Origin of the sequence: Gymnodinialimonas sp. 57CJ19 (genome assembly GCF_038396845.1) — a bacterium.
Classification (GTDB): Bacteria; Pseudomonadota; Alphaproteobacteria; order Rhodobacterales; family Rhodobacteraceae; genus Gymnodinialimonas.
Genome location: NZ_CP151587.1, coordinates 1094664 through 1115069, shown reverse-complemented (window position 1 = coordinate 1115069; position 20406 = coordinate 1094664). Strand labels below are relative to the sequence as shown.

The 20406-nt window shown below is 59.6% G+C and carries 19 protein-coding genes and 1 tRNA gene; 2 read left to right on the top strand and 18 right to left on the bottom strand.

Going from position 1 to position 20406, the window contains the following annotated elements:
* Window positions 1-172: 172 nt before the first annotated feature.
* The 15 genes from AADW23_RS05525 to secE all read right to left on the bottom strand — a co-directional run bounded on the left by AADW23_RS05525 (window position 173) and on the right by secE (window position 17042).
* Entirely contained in the window at window positions 173-1000 is an 828-nt protein-coding gene (locus AADW23_RS05525) for a putative rhamnosyl transferase (RefSeq protein ID WP_341863529.1), read from the bottom strand.
* Window positions 993-1871 carry a DMT family transporter gene (locus tag AADW23_RS05520; protein ID WP_341863528.1) on the bottom strand — a complete coding sequence of 293 codons (879 nt, stop codon included), beginning with the start codon at window positions 1869-1871 and terminating at the stop codon, window positions 993-995. Before AADW23_RS05520 ends, AADW23_RS05525 begins: the two co-directional genes overlap by 8 nt.
* Entirely contained in the window at window positions 1868-2779 is a 912-nt protein-coding gene (locus tag AADW23_RS05515; RefSeq protein ID WP_341863527.1) for a glycosyltransferase, read from the bottom strand. Before AADW23_RS05515 ends, AADW23_RS05520 begins: the two co-directional genes overlap by 4 nt.
* Window positions 2780-2848: 69 nt before the next feature.
* The gene (locus tag AADW23_RS05510) at window positions 2849-3160 is read right to left on the bottom strand and encodes a DUF1801 domain-containing protein (protein WP_341863526.1); all 312 of its coding nucleotides are present in this window, start codon (window positions 3158-3160) and stop codon (window positions 2849-2851) included.
* Window positions 3153-3509: a VOC family protein gene (locus AADW23_RS05505; RefSeq protein ID WP_341863525.1), complete on the bottom strand. Its 357-nt coding sequence runs from the start codon at window positions 3507-3509 to the stop codon at window positions 3153-3155. Before AADW23_RS05505 ends, AADW23_RS05510 begins: the two co-directional genes overlap by 8 nt.
* 118 nt (window positions 3510-3627) lie before the next feature.
* Window positions 3628-7842 carry a DNA-directed RNA polymerase subunit beta' gene (gene rpoC, locus AADW23_RS05500; protein ID WP_341863524.1) on the bottom strand — a complete coding sequence of 1405 codons (4215 nt, stop codon included), beginning with the start codon at window positions 7840-7842 and terminating at the stop codon, window positions 3628-3630.
* 93 nt (window positions 7843-7935) lie between these two features.
* Entirely contained in the window at window positions 7936-12075 is a 4140-nt protein-coding gene (gene rpoB, locus AADW23_RS05495; RefSeq protein WP_341863523.1) for a DNA-directed RNA polymerase subunit beta, read from the bottom strand.
* A 276-nt stretch (window positions 12076-12351) separates the two neighbouring features.
* Window positions 12352-12723 carry a 50S ribosomal protein L7/L12 gene (gene rplL / locus AADW23_RS05490; RefSeq protein ID WP_341863522.1) on the bottom strand — a complete coding sequence of 124 codons (372 nt, stop codon included), beginning with the start codon at window positions 12721-12723 and terminating at the stop codon, window positions 12352-12354.
* A gap of 62 nt (window positions 12724-12785) precedes the next feature.
* Window positions 12786-13298, bottom strand: a complete 513-nt coding sequence (gene rplJ, locus AADW23_RS05485; protein ID WP_341863521.1) for a 50S ribosomal protein L10 — start codon at window positions 13296-13298, stop codon at window positions 12786-12788.
* Window positions 13299-13644: 346 nt separating this feature from the next.
* A complete protein-coding gene (rplA, locus tag AADW23_RS05480) occupies window positions 13645-14343 on the bottom strand; it encodes a 50S ribosomal protein L1 (protein ID WP_341863520.1) in 699 nt (232 codons plus the stop codon).
* A 5-nt stretch (window positions 14344-14348) separates the two neighbouring features.
* Entirely contained in the window at window positions 14349-14801 is a 453-nt protein-coding gene (rplK, locus tag AADW23_RS05475) for a 50S ribosomal protein L11 (protein WP_341863519.1), read from the bottom strand.
* 173 nt (window positions 14802-14974) lie between these two features.
* Entirely contained in the window at window positions 14975-15637 is a 663-nt protein-coding gene (locus AADW23_RS05470; protein ID WP_341863518.1) for an HTTM domain-containing protein, read from the bottom strand.
* Window positions 15627-15989, bottom strand: a complete 363-nt coding sequence (locus tag AADW23_RS05465) for a hypothetical protein (RefSeq protein ID WP_341863517.1) — start codon at window positions 15987-15989, stop codon at window positions 15627-15629. Before AADW23_RS05465 ends, AADW23_RS05470 begins: the two co-directional genes overlap by 11 nt.
* A 135-nt stretch (window positions 15990-16124) precedes the next feature.
* Entirely contained in the window at window positions 16125-16658 is a 534-nt protein-coding gene (gene nusG, locus AADW23_RS05460) for a transcription termination/antitermination protein NusG (RefSeq protein WP_341863516.1), read from the bottom strand.
* 192 nt (window positions 16659-16850) lie between these two features.
* Window positions 16851-17042, bottom strand: coding sequence for a preprotein translocase subunit SecE (gene secE, locus AADW23_RS05455; RefSeq protein WP_341863515.1), 192 nt, complete (start codon window positions 17040-17042; stop codon window positions 16851-16853).
* A 70-nt stretch (window positions 17043-17112) separates the two neighbouring features.
* On the opposite strand from secE, the gene AADW23_RS05450 reads away from it, so the two are divergent.
* Window positions 17113-17574, top strand: coding sequence for a YdcF family protein (locus AADW23_RS05450; protein ID WP_341863514.1), 462 nt, complete (start codon window positions 17113-17115; stop codon window positions 17572-17574).
* A gap of 124 nt (window positions 17575-17698) precedes the next feature.
* Here the strand turns inward: AADW23_RS05450 and AADW23_RS05445 are convergent.
* A tRNA-Trp gene (locus AADW23_RS05445) sits at window positions 17699-17774 on the bottom strand.
* A 128-nt stretch (window positions 17775-17902) separates the two neighbouring features.
* On the opposite strand from AADW23_RS05445, the gene AADW23_RS05440 reads away from it, so the two are divergent.
* Window positions 17903-18172, top strand: a complete 270-nt coding sequence (locus tag AADW23_RS05440) for a hypothetical protein (RefSeq protein WP_341863513.1) — start codon at window positions 17903-17905, stop codon at window positions 18170-18172.
* 77 nt (window positions 18173-18249) lie between these two features.
* On the opposite strand, the gene AADW23_RS05435 is transcribed toward AADW23_RS05440, so the two are convergent.
* On the bottom strand, window positions 18250-18783 hold the full coding sequence (locus AADW23_RS05435) for a GNAT family N-acetyltransferase (protein WP_341863512.1): 534 nt from the start codon (window positions 18781-18783) through the stop codon (window positions 18250-18252).
* 443 nt (window positions 18784-19226) lie between these two features.
* The gene (tuf, locus tag AADW23_RS05430) at window positions 19227-20402 is read right to left on the bottom strand and encodes an elongation factor Tu (protein ID WP_341863511.1); all 1176 of its coding nucleotides are present in this window, start codon (window positions 20400-20402) and stop codon (window positions 19227-19229) included.
* Window positions 20403-20406: the final 4 nt, after the last annotated feature.

Below are 20406 nucleotides of genomic sequence, written 5' to 3'. Positions count from 1 at the left end.
CTTCCCTACCTGGAGGACGCCGCGGAGGAATTTCCAGAGGATCAAGGCGCTTAAATTGCCCGGATCGTGGCCACTCAGAACTGTATTTCGGCATTACGGGACACGAGATGAGTCCTAGCCAGATGGGCGCCGTATAGGTGGAGTCGCCAACCCTGTCAACAGCACCACCGGGTCAAGCGGTCAGGCCGTGCCACGCTGCTTCGAACCGGGGCAAATCAATCGCAAAGCGCCGCAGGGTCAGGGGGGCGATTTCTTCGGCCTTCATGGAGATAGGCTGCCCGGCCCCAAATGGCGTCTTCGCATCGTTATGGGCGTGATCGCCGCGAATGAACATGACGCTATCGGTCAGGTTCACATACGGGACCCGCGCCCAGATCTTGTGATGGGGGAAGTCCATGATGATCGCCTCATCATCGGGCTTCAGATAGATCGCCAACCCCGCCGACCAACAATGGGTGTTAAGCACATGGGGTTTGATCGTGCCGTCGCCCTGCGCCTCCAACACCATGCCTTTGCCGTGGTCCAGGGCCACGCGGCCGTGGAAATTTGCCAGTCGCGCGACCTTGCCCCAACTGCGCCGCAGCTGCTGCACGTAATCCACCGCGACCGCGTCATCATCGTCCAGCCGGAACTCTGCCACGACGGCCCGCGTCCCATCGCGCCCGCCCCACATCACGTCCCGACAGATCGCCCGGTGATCGCCCGGCTCTCGCCAATGGGTCTGAACCTGGGGGATATCGGCAATCGCAGCTTCCACGCGGGACCGCCATGGATCGGGAAAGTCCTCTCCCAACAGCAAATGCAGCGTGAAATCCTTGTCGGTTTGCGCCCGCAGAGGCGGCAGGAAGATATGTTCGAACCACAATGTCCGCTCGTCCAAGCGCTTGGGCGCGTAAAGCGCGGCGCGGCGCTCCGCCAGACTTTCGTGGTACTTCTTGAACCCGCCGGTGCAGGGGAACGAGAAGCGGCACAGCCCTTGGATTTGCACACCTTCAGCCAAGGGTCTGCCTCCTTGATAAGCGCTGTTCGCGGATCAGCGTGTAAATACCCGTGGCCACCACGATCAATGCCCCACACAGCGCAAGGCCGTTGGGCCATTCGCCAAAAATGACCAACCCAATGATTAACGCGAACACCAACCCCGAGTACCGGAACGGTGCCACGACCGAGACTTCGCCCACCCGCATCACAAGGATCGAGAAGACATAACCCCCGATAATTAAAACCGAGGCCATCAGAAGCAACACAATGCTATACCCGTCAAAGGCAACCCAAGCCTCGCGCGTGGACAGCACGCCGCCCACAAGACTGACCGCGAAAGCAGTGATGACGGCGACGCCCATGGAGGGCACGTCATCGCTGAACCCGCGGGTTACCAGATCGCGGCCCGTGACCAGGACGACTGCCACCAAAGCCCAAAGGGAATGGGCGTTGAAACCATCCGTGCCGGGCTGCACGATCATCAAGACCCCTGCCGCCCCGATAAGGGTCGCGGTGATCCTGCGCCAGCCCAAGGGCTCCCCAAAAAACACCGCAGCCCCCACGGTAATGGACAAAGGCAAGGCCGCAAGGATCGCGGTGGCATTCGCGAGAGGCATGTTCACCAAGGCCGACAAAAACGCGATCATCGAGCCGATTTCGAAGAAGGTGCGCAGGGCCACGCGGGACCGGTCGGCACGGGGGATGCGCAAGCTAAGGCCGCCAAAGCCATAGGCGGTGGCCGCCAATAATGCCGTGGTCAGCAGCCCCCGGATCAGCACGAACTGGAACAGAGGCACATCTTCGGTGATCAGCTTCACCACAGCGTCGTTCATGGTGAACGAGGCCATGCTGGCCATCATCAGGCACGCGCCCTTCAGGTTGGGTGTCATTCGTTGCCGTCCACACTTGGCTGGTTCATATCGGCGCGCGCCTCGGCCGCCAATTGCCGGGCCATGCCCGAGCCTTCCTCTTGCAGCTTCTTCATCATCGGAAGTAGCCGCTTGGGGTTCAGGCCAAAGCGTTCGCGGAACAACTTGCGCGCCTGCCAATCGGGCAATTGCCGGGCGCCGGGCGGAATGGACCTGTCGCTATCGTTGTGTCCGTGAAGCGTGCGCACAAACATATATTCGTGGGGATCAATCCAGCATCGCGCGTTGCAGGCCAGCTTTCGGTGGTTCCAGCGGTAGATGTTATGTTGGCTGTCAGGATGATGGATCATCGCCGCCGCAAGGCCCAAGGGCTGCGGCTCGGAGTAGTCCCAGAACTGATCCTCATCGCGCTTCATGTCCCAGTAGATACCCCGATGGAAGCACACGGCGGCAGGCACCTCGGCGGTGGCCCATCCAAGCTTGATCAGGTTATCCGAAATCTCTCTCGTGCGCTCGATGTAGTCCATGCCCACAGCGTCATCGTCATCGAGCCTGAACCCGGTGATGAAGTCCGCCTCTTCCTCATCCAAACCACGCCGAAACGCACGGCGGGTAGAGTTGAGGGGGCCCGCAGCTTCCAGCGTCGCGATGCGCAAGAAAGGGTACTTCTCGGCCAGCCGTTTCAGGCGCTTGCGGAAATGGAAGGGCATCGTGTCTGCGATCAACGCGACAAAGGTAAAGTCAGGGTCGGATTGCACAGCCAAGGACGGCAAACAGATGTTTTCGAAATACGCGAAACGGCGCTGCATCCGGCCCGGGGCATAAAGCACTTTGGCCGCCTGCTCTGCCCCACCCTTCAAGGTCCGGAAGCCCGCATCGCCCAGATACGAGAAACGGCACACGCCAATGATCTTGTTCACTGCACTCATGAGATGCCCCTACCCGTCCGATAAGGCACAAGTTAGGCGATGTCACCGCGTTGGGGAATCCCCCGTGACCTAGTCGAAAGCTTGACGCAGAAATCCCGTAACGGACTTCTCCGTGATCTCCGCCAGATTGTGCAATTTCAGATGCCTGCGCGCCTTGCCTTTGCCTTCCAGCAGCCCTTGCGGATCATCGAAGTTGGCCCCATCCGAGAACTCAATCGACAGATGATTCTTGTATAAGAATATGCCGCCCACAAAACTTTGCGGCTCGGCGGGATTGGAGACGAAAACCTCTCCGCCGTACTTGGGTGTATATTCAAGCCTGGGCGCAATGTCGCGGGCAAGGGCTTTCACGGCCTCAGCCACCTGCGTCAACTCATCCATGATCATCGCCAGCGGTGGTCCAGACCGCCATCTCGGTGCCGCCCGGTTCCCGGAACTGGAACCTGCGCCCGCCCGGAAATTCAAAGATGTCTTTCGTGATCTCGGCCCCTGCGGCCTTCAAGCGGTCCAGCATGGCTTCCAGATCATCAGCCTTGAGAACCGGCAATGGGGGGCGAGTTTCGCCACGCTCGATCCCGCTACCAAGGCCCGCGCCCTGGATGTCTTTGTAGTCGGGGCCATAGTCGATGTAGCTCCAGCCAAACGCGGCCGCGAAGAACGCCTGCGTCGCCTCCACATCCGGAGAGGTGAACTCGATGTAGTCGATGGGTGGGTTGCTGTCGTTTGTCATGGCTCTCTCCTGCGCCCGGAACATTTGGTGAACGGTAGCAACGATCCTGGGCGAAATCACACAAAAAAACGCCCCGCTGTTTCCAACGGGGCGTCTTAAATTTGTCTGAGGCGAAGCCTTATTCGGCTGCGTCACCTTCGGCTGTGGGTTCTTCCACAACAGGAGCGGCCAGGGCGGCGGCGGCGGCTGCTTCGGCTTGCGCCGCATCAACAACCACTTGGTCACGGGATTTCGCAATCCGCTCGACCTCTTGCGTCGCACCACCGGTGCCCGCCGGGATCAGACGACCCACGATGACGTTCTCTTTCAGGCCAACCAGCTTGTCCCGCTTGCCCTGAACCGAAGCCTCGGTCAGCACGCGCGTGGTTTCCTGGAAGGACGCGGCAGAGATGAAGCTGCGGGTTTGCAGCGACGCCTTGGTGATACCCAGAAGGATCGGCTCCCCCTGTGCCGGACGACGACCATCACGGACAGCCTTCGCGTTGGCGGCATCGAACTCGGCCTTGTCCACGTGCTCGCCCTTGAGCAGCGTGGTCTCACCGGAGTCCTGGATCTCCCACTTCTGGAGCATCTGACGAACGATAACCTCGATGTGCTTATCGTTGATCTTCACGCCCTGAAGTCGGTACACGTCCTGCACCTCGGCGATCATGTAGTCGGCCAGAGCCTCCACACCCAACACCGCAAGGATGTCGTGGGGCGCAGGGTTGCCGTCCATGATGTAGTCACCGACCTGCACGAAGTCGCCTTCGGCCACAGGAATGTGCTTGCCCTTGGGCACCATGTATTCCACCGGCTCCTGGCTTTCGTCGGCGGGTACGATGGCAATCCGGCGCTTGTTCTTGAAGTCGCGTCCGAATTTCACGTAGCCGTCGATTTCCGCGATGATCGCGTGATCCTTGGGACGACGGGCTTCGAAGAGTTCGGCCACACGCGGCAGACCACCGGTAATGTCCTTCGTCTTCGCACCTTCCCGAGGGATACGCGCAATCACGTCACCGGCTTTGACCGCCTGACCTTCTTCGATCGACAAAATCGCATCCACCGACATGGTGTAGATCACAGGGTTGCCCTGCTCATTCCGCATCGGCTCCCCATCGGCATCGGCGATGATGATCTCGGGCTTCAGCTCATTGCCTTTAGGGGCCGTGCGCCAATCCGAGACGATCTTCTGGGTCATGCCTGTCGCGTCATCGGTCTCATCCCGGATCGAAATGCCGGAGATAAGGTCAACGAACTTCGCCTGACCCGCTGCTTCCGCGATGATCGGCAGGGTGTAGGGATCCCATTCGAACAGACGGTCGCCACGGGTAACCATTGCGCCTTCTTGCACAAGAACGTTGGTACCGTAGCCAAGCTTGAACGAGGCGCGTTCCGCACCTTGATCGTCCATGATCGCCAGAACCATGTTCCGGCCCATCACCACGTTCTCGCCAGCCGCGTTGGTCAGCAAGTTCGCGTTGCGGAACTCGACCTTACCGTCGACGTTCACCTCTTGGAACGACTGCTGGCCACCCTGCGCAACACCGCCGATGTGGAACGTCCGCATCGTCAGCTGTGTGCCGGGCTCACCAATCGACTGCGCCGCGATGATGCCCACGGCTTCGCCGGTGTTCACCTTCGTACCGCGTGCAAGGTCACGACCGTAGCAGGTCGCGCAAACGCCCTCTTCCGCTTCACAGGTCAGCGGCGAACGCATCTGCATGGTGGTGACGCCAGCGGCTTCCACCGCGTCGGCCTTGCGCTCGTCGATCAGCTCACCTTTGGCGACGATGATCTCTTCCGTACCCGGAATAAAGACATCCTCACCCGCAGTCCGGCCCAGAATACGCTCAGCCAGCGACGCCACGACTTCACCGTCGTTGACAGCCGCTTCGGCCTTGATCGTGTTCTCGGTGCCGCAATCGTCCATACGCACGATGCAGTCCTGGGCCACGTCCACAAGACGACGCGTCAGGTAGCCCGAGTTCGCCGTCTTCAACGCCGTATCCGACAGACCCTTCCGGGCACCGTGGGTGGAGTTGAAGTATTCGAGAACCGTAAGGCCTTCTTTAAAGTTCGAGATGATCGGCGTTTCGATAATCTCGCCGTTCGGCTTGGCCATCAGGCCGCGCATGCCGCCCAACTGCTTCATCTGCGTGACAGAACCACGCGCACCGGAGTGGGCCATCATGTAGACCGAGTTCGGCTCCATCTCTGCGCCCGTCTCGTCCCGCTTGGAGGCCGAGATCGTGCCCATCATGGCGTCGGTGACCTTGTCGTTCACCTTCGACCACGAATCGATGACCTTGTTGTACTTTTCGCCCTGAGTGATCAGGCCGTCCATGTACTGCTGTTCGAACTCCTTCACCTGATCGCGCGCTTCGCCGACCAGTTCCCACTTGCTGTCGGGGATGACCATGTCGTCCTTACCGAACGAGATGCCCGCCTTGAACGCTTCACGGAAACCCATCGTCATGATCTGGTCACAGAAGATGACCGACTCTTTCTGACCGCAATAACGGTAGACGGTGTCGATGACCTGCTGCACTTCCTTCTTCCGAAGAAGACGGTTCACCAGATCGAATGGCGCCTTGGCGTTCAGCGGCAGAAGCGCACCCAGAAGCACACGGCCCGGGGTCGTCTCGAACCGCTTCATGTACTCGTTGCCCTCTTCGTCGATCTGCGGCAGGCGTGCCGTGATCTTGGAGTGCAGGTGGATTTCACCGGCATCCAACGCGTGGCGCACTTCGTCCACGTCAGCGAAGATCATGCCTTCGCCAACCATGCCCTCACGGGCCAGCGTGACGTAGTAGAGACCCAGGATCATATCCTGCGACGGAACAATGATCGGCGCGCCGTTTGCAGGCGACAGAACGTTGTTCGTGGACATCATCAGAACGCGGGCTTCCAGCTGTGCTTCCAGCGAAAGCGGCACGTGAACGGCCATCTGGTCGCCGTCGAAGTCAGCGTTGAACGCGGAACAGACCAGCGGGTGAAGCTGGATCGCTTTACCTTCGATCAGAACCGGCTCGAACGCCTGGATGCCAAGACGGTGCAGCGTAGGCGCACGGTTCAGCAGAACCGGATGCTCACGAATAACCTCGTCGAGGATATCCCAAACCTCGGGACGCTCTTTTTCGACCAGCTTCTTGGCTTGCTTCACAGTGGAAGACAGACCTTTGGCCTCAAGACGCGAGTAGATGAACGGCTTGAACAGCTCCAACGCCATCTTCTTCGGCAGACCGCACTGGTGCAGCTTCAACTCGGGACCGGTCACAATGACCGAACGACCCGAGAAGTCGACGCGCTTACCCAAAAGGTTCTGACGGAAGCGACCCTGCTTGCCCTTCAGCATGTCGGACAGCGATTTCAGCGGACGCTTGTTGGCACCGGTGATCACGCGGCCACGACGGCCGTTGTCGAACAAAGCGTCGACGGATTCCTGCAACATCCGTTTTTCGTTACGAATGATGATGTCCGGCGCGCGAAGTTCAATCAGACGCTTCAGACGGTTGTTCCGGTTGATCACGCGGCGATACAGGTCGTTGAGGTCGGACGTCGCGAAACGGCCCCCATCCAGCGGCACCAGCGGGCGCAGCTCTGGCGGGATCACGGGCACAACGGTCATGACCATCCATTCGGGCCGGTTGCCGGACTCGAGGAAGGACTCGACGATCTTCAGACGCTTGATGATCTTCTTCGGCTTCAGCTCACCCGTAGCCTCCTTGAGGTCCTCGCGCAGCTGGTTGGCCTCGGACTCGAGATCAATCTGGGACAGCATCTCGCGGATGGCTTCCGCACCGATGTTGGCCTGGAACGCATCGGCGCCGTAGGCGTCCTGGGCGTCCATGAACTCTTCCTCGCCCATCAACTGACCGTATTGCAGGTCCGTCAGGCCAGGCTCGATCACCACGTAGTTCTCGAAGTAGAGAATACGTTCCAGATCACGCAGAGTCATATCCAGCATCAGGCCGATGCGCGAAGGCAGCGACTTGAGGAACCAGATGTGCGCAACGGGCGCGGCCAGTTCGATGTGGCCCATACGCTCACGACGGACCTTTTGCAGCGTGACTTCCACACCGCATTTCTCGCAGACAACGCCGCGATACTTCATCCGTTTATATTTGCCGCAAAGGCATTCGTAATCTTTGATCGGGCCAAAGATCCGAGCACAGAACAGACCATCACGCTCGGGCTTGAACGTACGATAGTTGATCGTCTCGGGCTTCTTGATTTCACCGTAGGACCAGCTGAGAATGCGCTCTGGCGAAGCGAGCGAGACCTTGATCTCGTCGAATGCCTTTGGCGGCGTCAGCGGGTTGAACGGGTTGTTTGTCAGTTCCTGGTTCATCTTAGTACCTCGAATGTCGCGTTGGGTGGGGCACCCGGGCTAAAGCCCGGTATACCCGTTTGCCGTAGACCGGGCCTTGGCCCGGAGTTCAGCTCACTCCTCACCCTCTGCATCCAGGAGTTCCATGTTGAGGCCCAGACCGCGGACCTCTTTGACGAGAACGTTGAACGATTCTGGCACGCCAGCCTCGAAGTTGTCCTCACCCTTGACGATGCTCTCGTAGACCTTGGTCCGGCCTGCCACGTCATCCGACTTCACCGTCAGCATTTCCTGCAAGGTGTAGGCGGCGCCGTAGGCTTCAAGGGCCCAAACTTCCATCTCACCGAAGCGCTGACCACCAAACTGCGCCTTACCACCCAGCGGCTGCTGCGTAACAAGCGAGTACGGTCCCGTGGAACGGGCGTGGATCTTGTCGTCCACCAAGTGGTGCAGTTTCAGCAGGTATTTGACACCCACCGTCACTTCACGGGCGAACTGCTCACCGGTGCGGCCGTCGAACAATTTCGACTGACCCGAGGTGGAGAAGCCAGCGCGGACCAGCGCGTCGTTCACATCCGCTTCCTTCGCGCCGTCAAAGACGGGCGTTGCAATCGGAACACCTTTGGTGACGTTGCCTGCCGCTTCCAGAAGCGATTCCTCATCACGGGATGCGAAAGCCTCTTCGTAGACGTCATCGCCGTAAGCGATCTTGAGCGCTTCACGCACTGGGGTCAGATCACCGTGGCGGCGATACTCGTCCAGCGCTTCGTCAATTTGCAGACCCATGCCGCGTGCGGCCCAACCCATGTGGGTTTCAAGGATCTGACCAACGTTCATCCGCGAAGGAACGCCCAGTGGGTTCAGACAGAAATCGACCGGCGTACCATCCGCAAGGAATGGCATGTCCTCCATTGGGACCACCTTGGAAATCACACCTTTGTTCCCGTGACGACCGGCCATCTTATCGCCCGGCTGAAGCTTGCGCTTCACGGCGATGAAGACTTTGACCATCTTCATCACACCCGGAGGCAGATCGTCGCCGCGACGGACCTTCTCGACCTTGTCCTCGAACCGGTGATCGAGCGCGCGTTTCTGCGTGTCGAACTGTCGGTTCAAAGCCTCAATCTGAGCTGCGTCCTGCTCGTCTTCCAAAGCAAGCTGCCACCACTGACCGCGGGACAATTGACCGTCCAGCAGCTCTTCGGTGATGACCGTATCGGCTTTTACGCCTTTGGGGCCTTTCACAGCGGTTTTGCCAAGGATCATGCCGCGCAGACGGGCGTAGATGTTCCGCTCAAGGATCACCAACTCGTCGTCACGGTCACGGGCCAGACGCTCAACTTCTTCCCGCTCGATCTGGAGGGCACGTTCGTCCTTCTCCACACCGTGGCGGTTGAAGACGCGCACTTCCACGATCGTGCCGTAGTCGCCGGGCTTCACCCGCAGCGAGGTGTCACGAACGTCCGAGGCTTTCTCGCCAAAGATGGCGCGCAGAAGTTTTTCTTCCGGCGTCATCGGGCTTTCGCCCTTCGGCGTGATCTTACCCACAAGGATATCGCCCGGCTCCACTTCGGCGCCGATGTAGACGATGCCCGCTTCGTCGAGGTTGCGCAGGGCTTCCTCACCGACGTTGGGAATGTCACGGGTGATCTCTTCTGGCCCAAGCTTCGTGTCACGGGCGGCGACTTCAAATTCCTCGATGTGGATCGAGGTGAAGACGTCATCACGCGAAATACGCTCAGAAATCAGGATCGAGTCTTCGTAGTTGTAGCCGTTCCAGGGCATGAACGCGACGACCACGTTCTTGCCGAGTGCCAGTTCACCGATATCGGTGGAGGGGCCGTCGGCAATCACTTCGTCTTTGCCAACCTTGTCGCCCACCTTCACCAGCGGACGCTGGTTGATGCAGGTGTTCTGGTTGGACCGCTGGAACTTGCGCAGACGGTAGATGTCCACGCCCGCGTCGCCCAACTCAAGGTCTTCGGTGGCCCGGATAACGATACGCTGTGCGTCGACCTGGTCGATAACACCGCCCCGCTTTGCCATGATCGCGGCGCCGGAGTCCTTGGCCACCACGGCCTCGATCCCGGTGCCCACGTAAGGCGCATCCGCTTGCAGAAGCGGCACGGCCTGACGTTGCATGTTCGATCCCATCAACGCGCGGTTGGCGTCGTCGTTCTCGAGGAAGGGGATCAAGGATGCCGCGACCGAGACCAACTGCTTTGGCGAAACGTCGATCAGGTCAATCGCTTCACGGGGGTTCAGCGTGTATTCGCCGGACATCCGCGTGTTGACCATGTCGTTGACGAACTTGCCGTCCTCGTCGAGGTTGGCGTTCGCCTGAGCCACGGTGTGACGCATTTCTTCGGTCGCGGACATATAAACCACGTCGTCAGACACCACAGCGTCGTTCACGCGGCGATAGGGCGTTTCGATGAAGCCGTATTTGTTCACGCGGGCGTAGGTGGCCAGCGAGTTGATCAGACCAATGTTCGGCCCTTCCGGCGTTTCAATCGGGCACATCCGACCGTAGTGGGTCGGGTGAACGTCGCGCACCTCGAAGCCCGCACGCTCACGAGTCAGACCACCTGGCCCAAGCGCGGAAAGACGACGCTTGTGCGTCACTTCCGAGAGCGGGTTGGTTTGGTCCATGAACTGCGACAGCTGCGAGGAGCCGAAGAATTCACGCACGGCAGCGGCTGCTGGCTTGGCGTTGATCAGGTCCTGCGGCATCACCGTGTCGATTTCGACCGAGGACATACGCTCCTTGATCGCGCGCTCCATGCGGAGCAGGCCGACGCGGTACTGGTTTTCCATCAACTCGCCGACCGAACGCACACGACGGTTGCCGAGGTGGTCGATGTCGTCGATGTCGCCGCGCCCGTCGCGCAGCTCGACCAGCGCCTTGATGCAGGCGATGATGTCTTCCTTGCGCAGGGTGCGCATGGTGTCTTCCGCGTCCAAATCGAGACGCATATTCATCTTCACCCGGCCAACGGCGGACAGGTCATAGCGCTCGCTATCGAAGAACAATTGGTCGAACAGGTTCGACGCAGCTTCAACGGTGGGCGGCTCGCCCGGACGCATGACGCGGTAGATGTCCATCAACGCGCCTTCACGGTTGAGGTTCTTGTCCACAGCCAGCGTGTTGCGCATGTAAGGGCCGACATTGACGTTATCGATGTCGAGAACCGGGATGTCCGTGATACCCGCGTCGATCAGCTCTTTCAGCGTTCCGCCGCTGACTTCGCCGTCTTTGCCGATCTCCCACGTCAATTCGTCACCGGCTTCCACGTAAATGGCGCCGGTTTCTTCGTTGATGATGTCCTTGGCTGCGAAGCGACCGATGATACCGTCGAAAGGCACCAGCAGGTTTTCGATTTCGCCCTCTTCGATCCACTTCTTGACCGCGCGCGGGGTAACCTTCTTGCCAGCTTCGGCAATCACTTCACCGGTCTTGGCGTCCACCAGATCAGCGACAGGGCGTGTGCCACGAACACGTTCCGGGAAGAACTTCGTGGACCAACCTTCGCCTTTAACCAGCTTGTAGTTAACCGTGTCGTAATAGGCATCCATGATGCCTTCCTGGTCCAGACCCAGAGCATACAGCAGGGTCGTGACAGGCAGCTTTCGACGGCGGTCGATGCGCGAGAAGACGATGTCTTTGGCGTCAAACTCGAAGTCCAACCAGGAACCGCGGTAGGGGATGATGCGGCAGGCGAACAGCAGCTTGCCGGACGAGTGGGTCTTGCCTTTGTCGTGATCGAAGAACACGCCGGGCGAGCGGTGCATCTGGGATACGATCACACGCTCGGTGCCGTTCACAACGAACGTCCCGTTTGGCGTCATCAGGGGCATGTCGCCCATGAACACGTCTTGTTCCTTGATGTCCTTGACCGACTTGGCACCTGTGTCCTCGTCGATATCAAACACGATGAGCCGCAGCGTCACCTTCAGGGGCGCGGCGTAAGTGAGGTCGCGCTGCTGGCACTCCTCAACATCGAATTTGGGCGTCTCCAGTTCGTATTTCACGAACTCCAGGATTGCCGTTTCGTTGAAATCCTTGATCGGGAAAACCGACTGGAAAACACCCTTGATGCCTTCGCCGTCCATCGGCTCCAGCTGGTCACCAGATTTGAGGAACAGGTCGTAGGACGACTTCTGCACCTCGATCAGGTTCGGCATTGCCAGAACCTCGTCGATTTTTCCGTAGAATTTGCGGATACGTTTCTGGCCTGCGTAAGTTTGCGCCATGTTCGATCGCACCTTTCGTTTCTCGCGCCTCCCTCATGCCGTCGGGGCCCCGGCTGAGGGTAGCAAGAAATAAGACATGACGGATCAATCTGTCTGCCGTCCCACCGGCAAAGCACGATCCATTGTCATCGCCTTGGAAAACACCCCTTCCGAAAAGGGTCCTTACCAAAACGCACCCGTTCAAGGTGTCATCTTCTAAGACAGATACGGCTGGACCCAAGGTTTCCCTCGGATCCAGCCAATTCTTCGCCCCAACAGGTGGGGCTGCCAACCAAATTAGGCCAGCTCGACCTCTGCGCCAGCTGCTTCCAGCTTGGCTTTGACGTCTTCGGCTTCCGCTTTGTCGACGCCTTCTTTGATCTTGCCACCGGCTTCGACCAGGTCTTTTGCTTCTTTCAGGCCGAGGCCCGTGATGCCGCGAACTTCCTTGATCACGTTGATCTTGGAGGCGCCGGCGTTCTTCAGAACGACGTCGAATTCGGTCTGCTCTTCAGCGGCTGCGCCACCGTCAGCAGGACCGGCCATCATCACTGCGCCGCCAGCGGCGGGCTCGATGCCGTATTCGTCTTTCAGGATGGTCTTCAGTTCCTGGGCTTCCAGGAGGGTCAGACCAACGATGTCTTCTGCGAGTTTCTTCAGATCAGCCATTTGCTTTTTCCGTATGTAAGTATGTGTTCCAACGCCACAAGGGTTGGGGTCTCAACGGGTGCTTACGCCGCCTTCTCTTCGATAGTCGAAAGGATGGAAGCGATATTCGAGGCAGGCGCGCCAATGGCACCGGCGATGTTGGAGGCTGGTGCGCCGATACAACCTGCGATGGAGGCAATAAGCTCCTCGCGGGAAGGCATCTTCGCAACGGCTTTCACACCATCGGCATCCAAGATGTTATCGCCCATCGCACCGCCGAGGATGACGTAGTTGTCATTCTCTTTGGCAAACTCGTCCGCAGCTTTGGCAGCAGCGACCGGGTCTTCCGAATAGGCCATAACCGTCATGCCCGTCATCAGGTCAGCGATGCCAGCGGCAGGCGTTCCATCAAGGGCAATCTTGGCGAGCTTGTTCTTGGCAACACGCACGGCCCCGCCTGCGTCGCGAACGCGACCGCGCAGATCTTGCATGTTAGCAACCGTGAGGCCCTGATAGTGTGCAACTACCACGACGCCAGAGCTTTCAAAGATCTGGCCGAGTTCCTCGACCACTTTCTCTTTCTGGGCTCTATCCACAGGTTTTCTCCAATTTGGCGAGTTTCCTCGCCGCTCAATTAACCGGATCGCTCCGGCGGTTTTTGGTCCGTATTGGCAACGGAACCAAACGCCGCCAAGCGCTCAACGGGTGAGCGTTCAACTTATGTCTGATCCCATCTCAGGCAGGAATTAACGGGATTTTAAGGTCCCAACCCACCGTCTCGGACGAAACGCAAAAGAGCGTCCGACGAATCGCACGCTCTGCTGCAAGGGCGTCCCTAAACGGATCGGTGCAGTTTGCCAAGGGGGCGAAGGCATATACCCCATAAAAAACGGCGCGAGGGGGATACCCTCGCGCCGTTCAATTCACTTCGCAGCAGGCGGCTTAGTTGCCGGTTGCGTTGTCCACATTCAAAGACACGCCTGGACCCATGGTGGAGGACAGGTTGATCTTCTGCATGTAGGAACCTTTTGCGCCTGTTGGCTTCGCCTTGGAAACCGCATCCACGAACGCGCGGATGTTTTCCACCAGCTGAGCTTCCGAGAAGGAAACCTTGCCAACGCCTGCGTGAACCACGCCGGCTTTTTCGGCCTTGAACTGGACCTGACCGCCTTTGGCGGCCTCAACGGCCTCTTTGACGTCCATGGTCACTGTGCCGATTTTTGGGTTCGGCATCAGGTTCCGGGGGCCAAGCACCTTACCCAGACGACCAACGATAGGCATCATGTCAGGTGTAGCAATGCAGCGATCGAAGTCGATCTTGCCGCTTTGCACGGTTTCCATCAGATCCTCTGCGCCAACGATGTCCGCGCCTGCGGCCTCGGCCTCTTCAGCCTTGGGGCCACGGGCGAACACAGCCACACGGACCGTTTTACCGGTGCCGTTCGGCAGGTTGACCGTGCCACGAACCATTTGGTCTGCGTGACGAGGATCAACGCCGAGCTTCAGGGCGATTTCGATCGTTTCGTCGAACTTTGTGTTCGAGTTGGCTTTGATCAGCGCTACGGCTTCTTCAACCGTGACGTTCTCTTGACCTTCAAAGGCTGCTTTAGCAGCGGCGAAGCGTTTTCCCACTTTACCCATGGTTATTACCCCTTCACCTCGATGCCCATCGACTTGGCGGAGCCAAGGATGATTTTCATTGCTGCTTCAACGTCGTTCGCGCTGAGGTCTACCATCTTGGCTTCTGCGATTTCGCGCAGTTGCTTGGACGTGATCGAGGCCACGGTCTCACGACCGGGCAGCTCGGCCCCCCGAGGACGGTTGCGCTTGCCAACGTTCTTCAGGCCAGCTGCTTTCTTCAGATAGTACGCCGCAGGTGGCGTCTTGATGTCCATCGTGAAGGATTTGTCTTGGTAGTACTGGATCACAGTCGGGCAAGGGGCGCCTTGCTCCATTTCCTGCGTCTTGGCGTTGAACGCCTTGCAGAATTCCATGATGTTGATGCCGCGCTGACCCAGCGCAGGGCCCACGGGGGGGCTTGGGTTGGCTTGACCTGCAGGGATCTGCAGCTTCATCGAGCCGACGAGTTTCTTGGCCATGAGGCCTCTCCTTTATACCAACAGCCCCAACATCGCGTAGCGGGGCCTTTGTTGACGTGGTCTGGGTTGCGCCTCGCGTGGCGCGCGCCTCCCACGGTGGTTAGCCGCCTGTTCCGATGGATCGGGCGACCACGCGGGGCAATACGCGTGACGCGCCATAAAAGCAAGCGGGTTCATCCAAGGAGGTGTGCCTGAAACCAGATCAGGGCTGGGAAGGCCGCAAGCCAGGCCCACACAAACCGATTCAGCCCCAGCAGAAGCCCATTACTCAGATGAAACAGCGCCGCCACCCCAAGGGCTGCCCAAAGGGTGCCTTGGCTTAGCAACGCCAACGGCATGGCCAGTTCAAACCCGATTACCCCCAAGGATGCCCCGCGCATCAATAAGGGCCTTTGGGATAAAGCCCGCAGGTCTTCGCTGTTGGGGTAGATGGAGAAGGCGAATACCTCTCTCAAGGCGGTGCCGTCGCGCCAATCCGGGTTGCGCAGCTTGACCCAACCCGACACCGCGTAGGACAGCACCAGTTGGACCGCCAGATAGGCCAAGGCAACCTCGGCCAGCGCTGGCACAAGATGCGCCGCCATCACGCAGGTCATGACAAGCAGAACCATCTTGTCCGATCCGCCGTTGTAGGGCCCGCGAAACCGCGCAAGCTGCACAAGACCCAGCCCCCATAGCACCACGATCGCAGGCCACAACCCGCATATCAGCGCCGCCCCGCAAAGGATCTGGGTGCCAAACAGACCCGGCCCATGGCGCACATCTTCCGCACCGCGCTGGATCAAGGCCACTGCCAACAGGACCTCGGTCAAGCGCAGGGCCAGATCAAACGTCACGGGGCCACGCCTGTTCGGTCCCTGAGGGCGTGACAAAAAGCAACCGAATCTCAGGCGGATGGGGCAAGCCGTGGCAGCGCATGAGCCGCGCCTCAATCTCGGGCATCAGCCACGGTTCAGGGGCCACAAGAAGCCGTTCCGCCAGCGCCGACAGAAAGAGCGCCTCATTCCATCCGGGGTTCCAGAACAACCGCCGCAGCCGTTGAGCGATACTCAAGGCGCAAGGACGCTCCATCGCGTCCCGCCACGGCCCATCGCCCGTACGAAAATGGATGCGCGGGCTCGCCCCGATCTCTGCAAAGAAGCGCCAAGACGGGAAAACCACAGGCAGAAAGAGGCGTAGTAGCTCCATCCCTGCACCCTAGGGCGCGACGCTTAACAATTAGTTAGTCACGTTTTCGGAGGCCGTCAGTCCCGACGCCCCGCCCGCAAACGAAAAAGCCGCCCCAGAAGGGCGGCTATGGAAGTTCCGGACAAGGACCAAACCTTACATTTGCTTGGAAACCTGCGTGTATTCCAGTTCCACCGGCGTCGCGCGGCCAAAGATGGAAACCGTAACCTTGAGGCGCTGGTTCTCTTCGTCCACTTCCTCGACCATGCCATCGAAATCCTCGAACGGGCCATCGTTGACCTTGACCTTCTCGCCCACGTCAAACGTGATCGTGGAGCGTGGCGATGCTTCGCCTTCTTCCACACGGTTGAGGATCGCGTTCACCTCTTCATCGCGCATGGGCATGGGACGGCCTTGGGGACCAAGGAAACCTGTGACCCGCTGGATCGAGGAAATCACGTGATAGCCGATGTCGGTCATTTCCATGCGGACCAGCACATAGCCGGGCATGAAGCGGCGCGGCACGGTGACCTTTTTGCCGCGACGGATTTCGATCACGTCTTCTTCGGGCACCAGCACTTCTTCGATCACGTCCTCCAGGCCCTTTTCGGCCACGGCGGTCCTGATCTGCTCTGCGATACGTTTTTCAAAGTTCGACAGAACCGAGACCGAGTACCAGCGCTTCGCCATGAGTGCGTTTCCGTTTATTAGCGGGCCCGTGCCGGGCCGAATGTTTCACCAAGGCCAGAATCGGCCCTCTCCCCATTACCACATCCCAGCGGTGCGCGCTGTCGGATGCCTCAATATTGGGGGATTAAGGCGGAGTACGCCTCATGATCGGGGAAATCAAGCCCCCGATGGCACGGGCTGTGAAGCCAATAGTTAACCGAAGGAGGTCAGGATCAGCTCGAGCGCGTTGCGGATCGCCCAATCAACGCCGAAGAAGAAGATCGCGGCAATAACGGCCATGACAAAGACCATAGCTGTGGTAACCAGCACTTCGCGGCGGGTCGGCCAGACAACCTTCGCCACTTCAGAGCGGGTTTGCTGCAAAAACTGGAACGGGTTTGTCATGGTCGGTCACTTCCTTGGATCACCCGGCATATACGCATGAGGGCGCAGTCATGCAAGGAGGCTTGAGCAAGTGACAGCAATCCTGATTCTAGGCGCCGCCGTTTGGCGCGATGGCCCCTCGCCCACATTGCGGCGCAGGACGCTCCATGGGGCCGCGCTTTTCCATGGGGGACGCGGGACGATTGTGATTGCCTGCGGCGGCTTGGGGCGTTTCCCCCCGACCGAGGCCGAAGCGATGTCAGCGATTTTGCAAGACGCGAACGTGCCGCCCAAGGCGATCCGGTTGGAAGACACCTCGACCAACACCGTAGAAAACATCCGCAACGCGATCCCATTGCTACAGGGCGAAACCGATGTGTTGATCGTATCGGATGCCTATCACCTGCCCCGCGCCCGCCTGATCGCCCGACGCGAAGGCTTGCGCGTGACCACCAGCGCCCCGCCCCTGAACGGTGCACGGCTGTGGCCGCAAGTCAAAGGTTGGCTGCGAGAGATCCCCGGTGTCATCGCCGTGTTGCTTCGGATCAGATGAGGAAACCCGACCTTGAAGAAGCGCAGCGGTAGGGCATGGCAAGAGCCCTCAAGCAGCGCAGCGGTAGGGCAAGGCAAGAGCCCTCAAGTAGCGCAGCGGTAGGGCGTATTATACAGAAGTGGTCTGGCAGGGGCGGAGAGACTCGAACTCCCGACCGTCGGATTTGGAATCCGGTGCTCTACCAACTGAGCTACGCCCCTAGACCGAGGCACGGAGTAGGCCGGATTTTCCCCCATGTCCAGATAAAGGATACGGAAATCCCTACTCGGACAGATGAAAAATCGCATGTTAGGGTAGCTCCGATAACCCCTTCTGGAGAAAACCCCTTATGCGATCCCTTATTTTGACCCTTTCCCTTGCCATGGCGTTGCCCATGATCCCATCCATGGCCGCCGCCGATAGCCATAGCTGCAACCAACTGCGTCAGACCGTTTTCAATCGGGCACCCGCCCGTGCGCGCAATTTGCCGTATGGGGCGCTGCAATGTTCTGCCATCAGCGAACTTCACCTGCTGCTGATCAGCCGCGGCTCATATACCGACTTCGAACTGACCCAGCGAATTGAAGCCCTGTTCCGCCGCGAGGGCCTGATCCGATAAGCGTTGAGTAGACCTTCAAGAAGCGGCCGCCCCTTTTACCGGGGGCGGCTTTTTGTTGTGCGGCAGGTCTTTGGGCGTCACGCAGTACGCGGTGGGACGTCTACAGAGTGAACCCACACTTCGGCGTCCGCCTCGTGGGCGGCCCGCGTGCCATCGGTCGTCGCCCCGAGCCTGCGGGCCACGGCCTGTGACCGTGTGTTGGCTATGTCGATGTAGCTATAGAGCTGCTTCAGCCCCAAGACCTCTCGTGCCCACGTCTTGACGGCGATGCCGGCTTCCGTGGCGAAGCCTTTCCCCTCGGCCCCTTCAAACAGATGCCAGGCCAGTTCCACATCGGGCCAGTTCGAGTGCTGGATCAATCCCACACGCCCCACGGGCTGCCCTGTTTGTTGCTCCACCAGAACAAAGAACCCGAATCCGTGCCAATGCCAGTGGCCGATCCCGGCCATGAAGGCGAACCATGCTTGCTCCGACGTGCCGACCTCCCCCTGCGCGACCATGGAGGGGGCGCTGGTCACAAAGCGGGTGAAGGCAGGCAGGTCACCGCGTTTGGGGCCGCGTAACAGCAACCGTTCGGTCGTAAGTCTGGGGGCGGGGGAGAGGTCTTGCATGGGCGCCTTTGCAGTCGAATGCTTGAGGGTGTGCAAGGTCAGTACAGTCTTGATCGCCGAGAACACAGGCTAAAGGCGCGTCCTATTCGCGAATGAATTGCCGTGTGGTCAGGGGCCCTCCGGGGGGAGGTGTATTTGCCAAGGTGAAGGGGGAGGTGGGGCGTGCCGTTTGGGGGGCGGCGGGCATGGAACAAGGCCCCCGCGTGGGGCGAAGGCCGTCCCCAGCTTCGACGGTGTGGGCCGGCTGGTTTAGCTTCAGCAATAGCGCCTTTTCCCGCCGCGGTTCAAAATCCTCGACGGCCCACTCATGACAAAGGCCGCCCGAAGGGGCGGCCTTTTCTATTTCTACCGGGTGATGCCTCGGGCTTGCGTGATCTTTTGGTTCCCAAAAGACACTGCCACCCAAGGCCCACTCCGCAGACCTTTCTTAAGAAAAGTCGCGGTTACTCGATGATCTTTGCAACAACACCAGCACCAACGGTCCGGCCGCCTTCACGGATGGCGAAGCGCAGGCCGTCTTCCATCGCGATCGGCGCGATCAGCTCGACGTTGAACTTCAGGTTGTCGCCCGGCATCACCATCTCGGTGCCTGCTGGAAGCTCAACCGTGCCGGTCACGTCCGTCGTGCGGAAGTAGAACTGTGGGCGGTAGTTGGCGAAGAACGGCGTGTGACGGCCACCCTCTTCCTTGGTCAGGATATACGCCTCGGCTTCGAACTTCGTGTGTGGCTTGACAGAGCCGGGCTTGCAGAGAATCTGCCCGCGCTCAACACCCTCACGGTCAACACCACGCAGCAGCGCGCCGATGTTGTCGCCTGCCTCACCACGGTCCAGCAACTTGCGGAACATTTCAACGCCCGTGCAGGTCGTCTTGGTGGTGTCGCGGATGCCCACGATCTCGATTTCTTCGCCGACGTTGATCACGCCACGCTCAACACGACCGGTCACAACCGTACCACGACCCGAGATCGAGAACACGTCTTCGATCGGCATCAGGAACGGCTGGTCCACGGCGCGTGCTGGCGTCGGGATGTACTCGTCCACAGCCGCCATCAACTTGGCGATGGAGTCTTTGCCGATCGCATCGTCGCGGTCTTCCAGAGCAGCCAGAGCCGAACCAGGGATCACAGGAATGTCGTCGCCAGGGTACTCGTAGGAAGACAGCAGTTCGCGGATTTCCATTTCCACGAGCTCCAGCAGCTCCTCGTCGTCAACCTGGTCAACCTTGTTCATGTAAACAACCATGTACGGAATGCCGACCTGACGACCGAGCAGGATGTGCTCGCGCGTCTGGGGCATCGGGCCGTCGGCCGCGTTCACAACCAGGATCGCGCCGTCCATCTGGGCCGCGCCGGTGATCATGTTCTTCACGTAGTCGGCGTGGCCGGGGCAGTCGACGTGCGCGTAGTGGCGGTTTTCCGTCTCGTACTCAACGTGCGCCGTTGAGATCGTGATCCCGCGGGCCTTCTCTTCGGGCGCGCCGTCAATCTCGTCATACGCGCGGAAGTCACCAAACTGCTTGGTGATCGCCGCCGTCAGCGTCGTCTTGCCGTGGTCAACGTGACCAATCGTGCCGATGTTCACATGCGGCTTAGAGCGTTCAAACTTTTCCTTTGCCATGGGA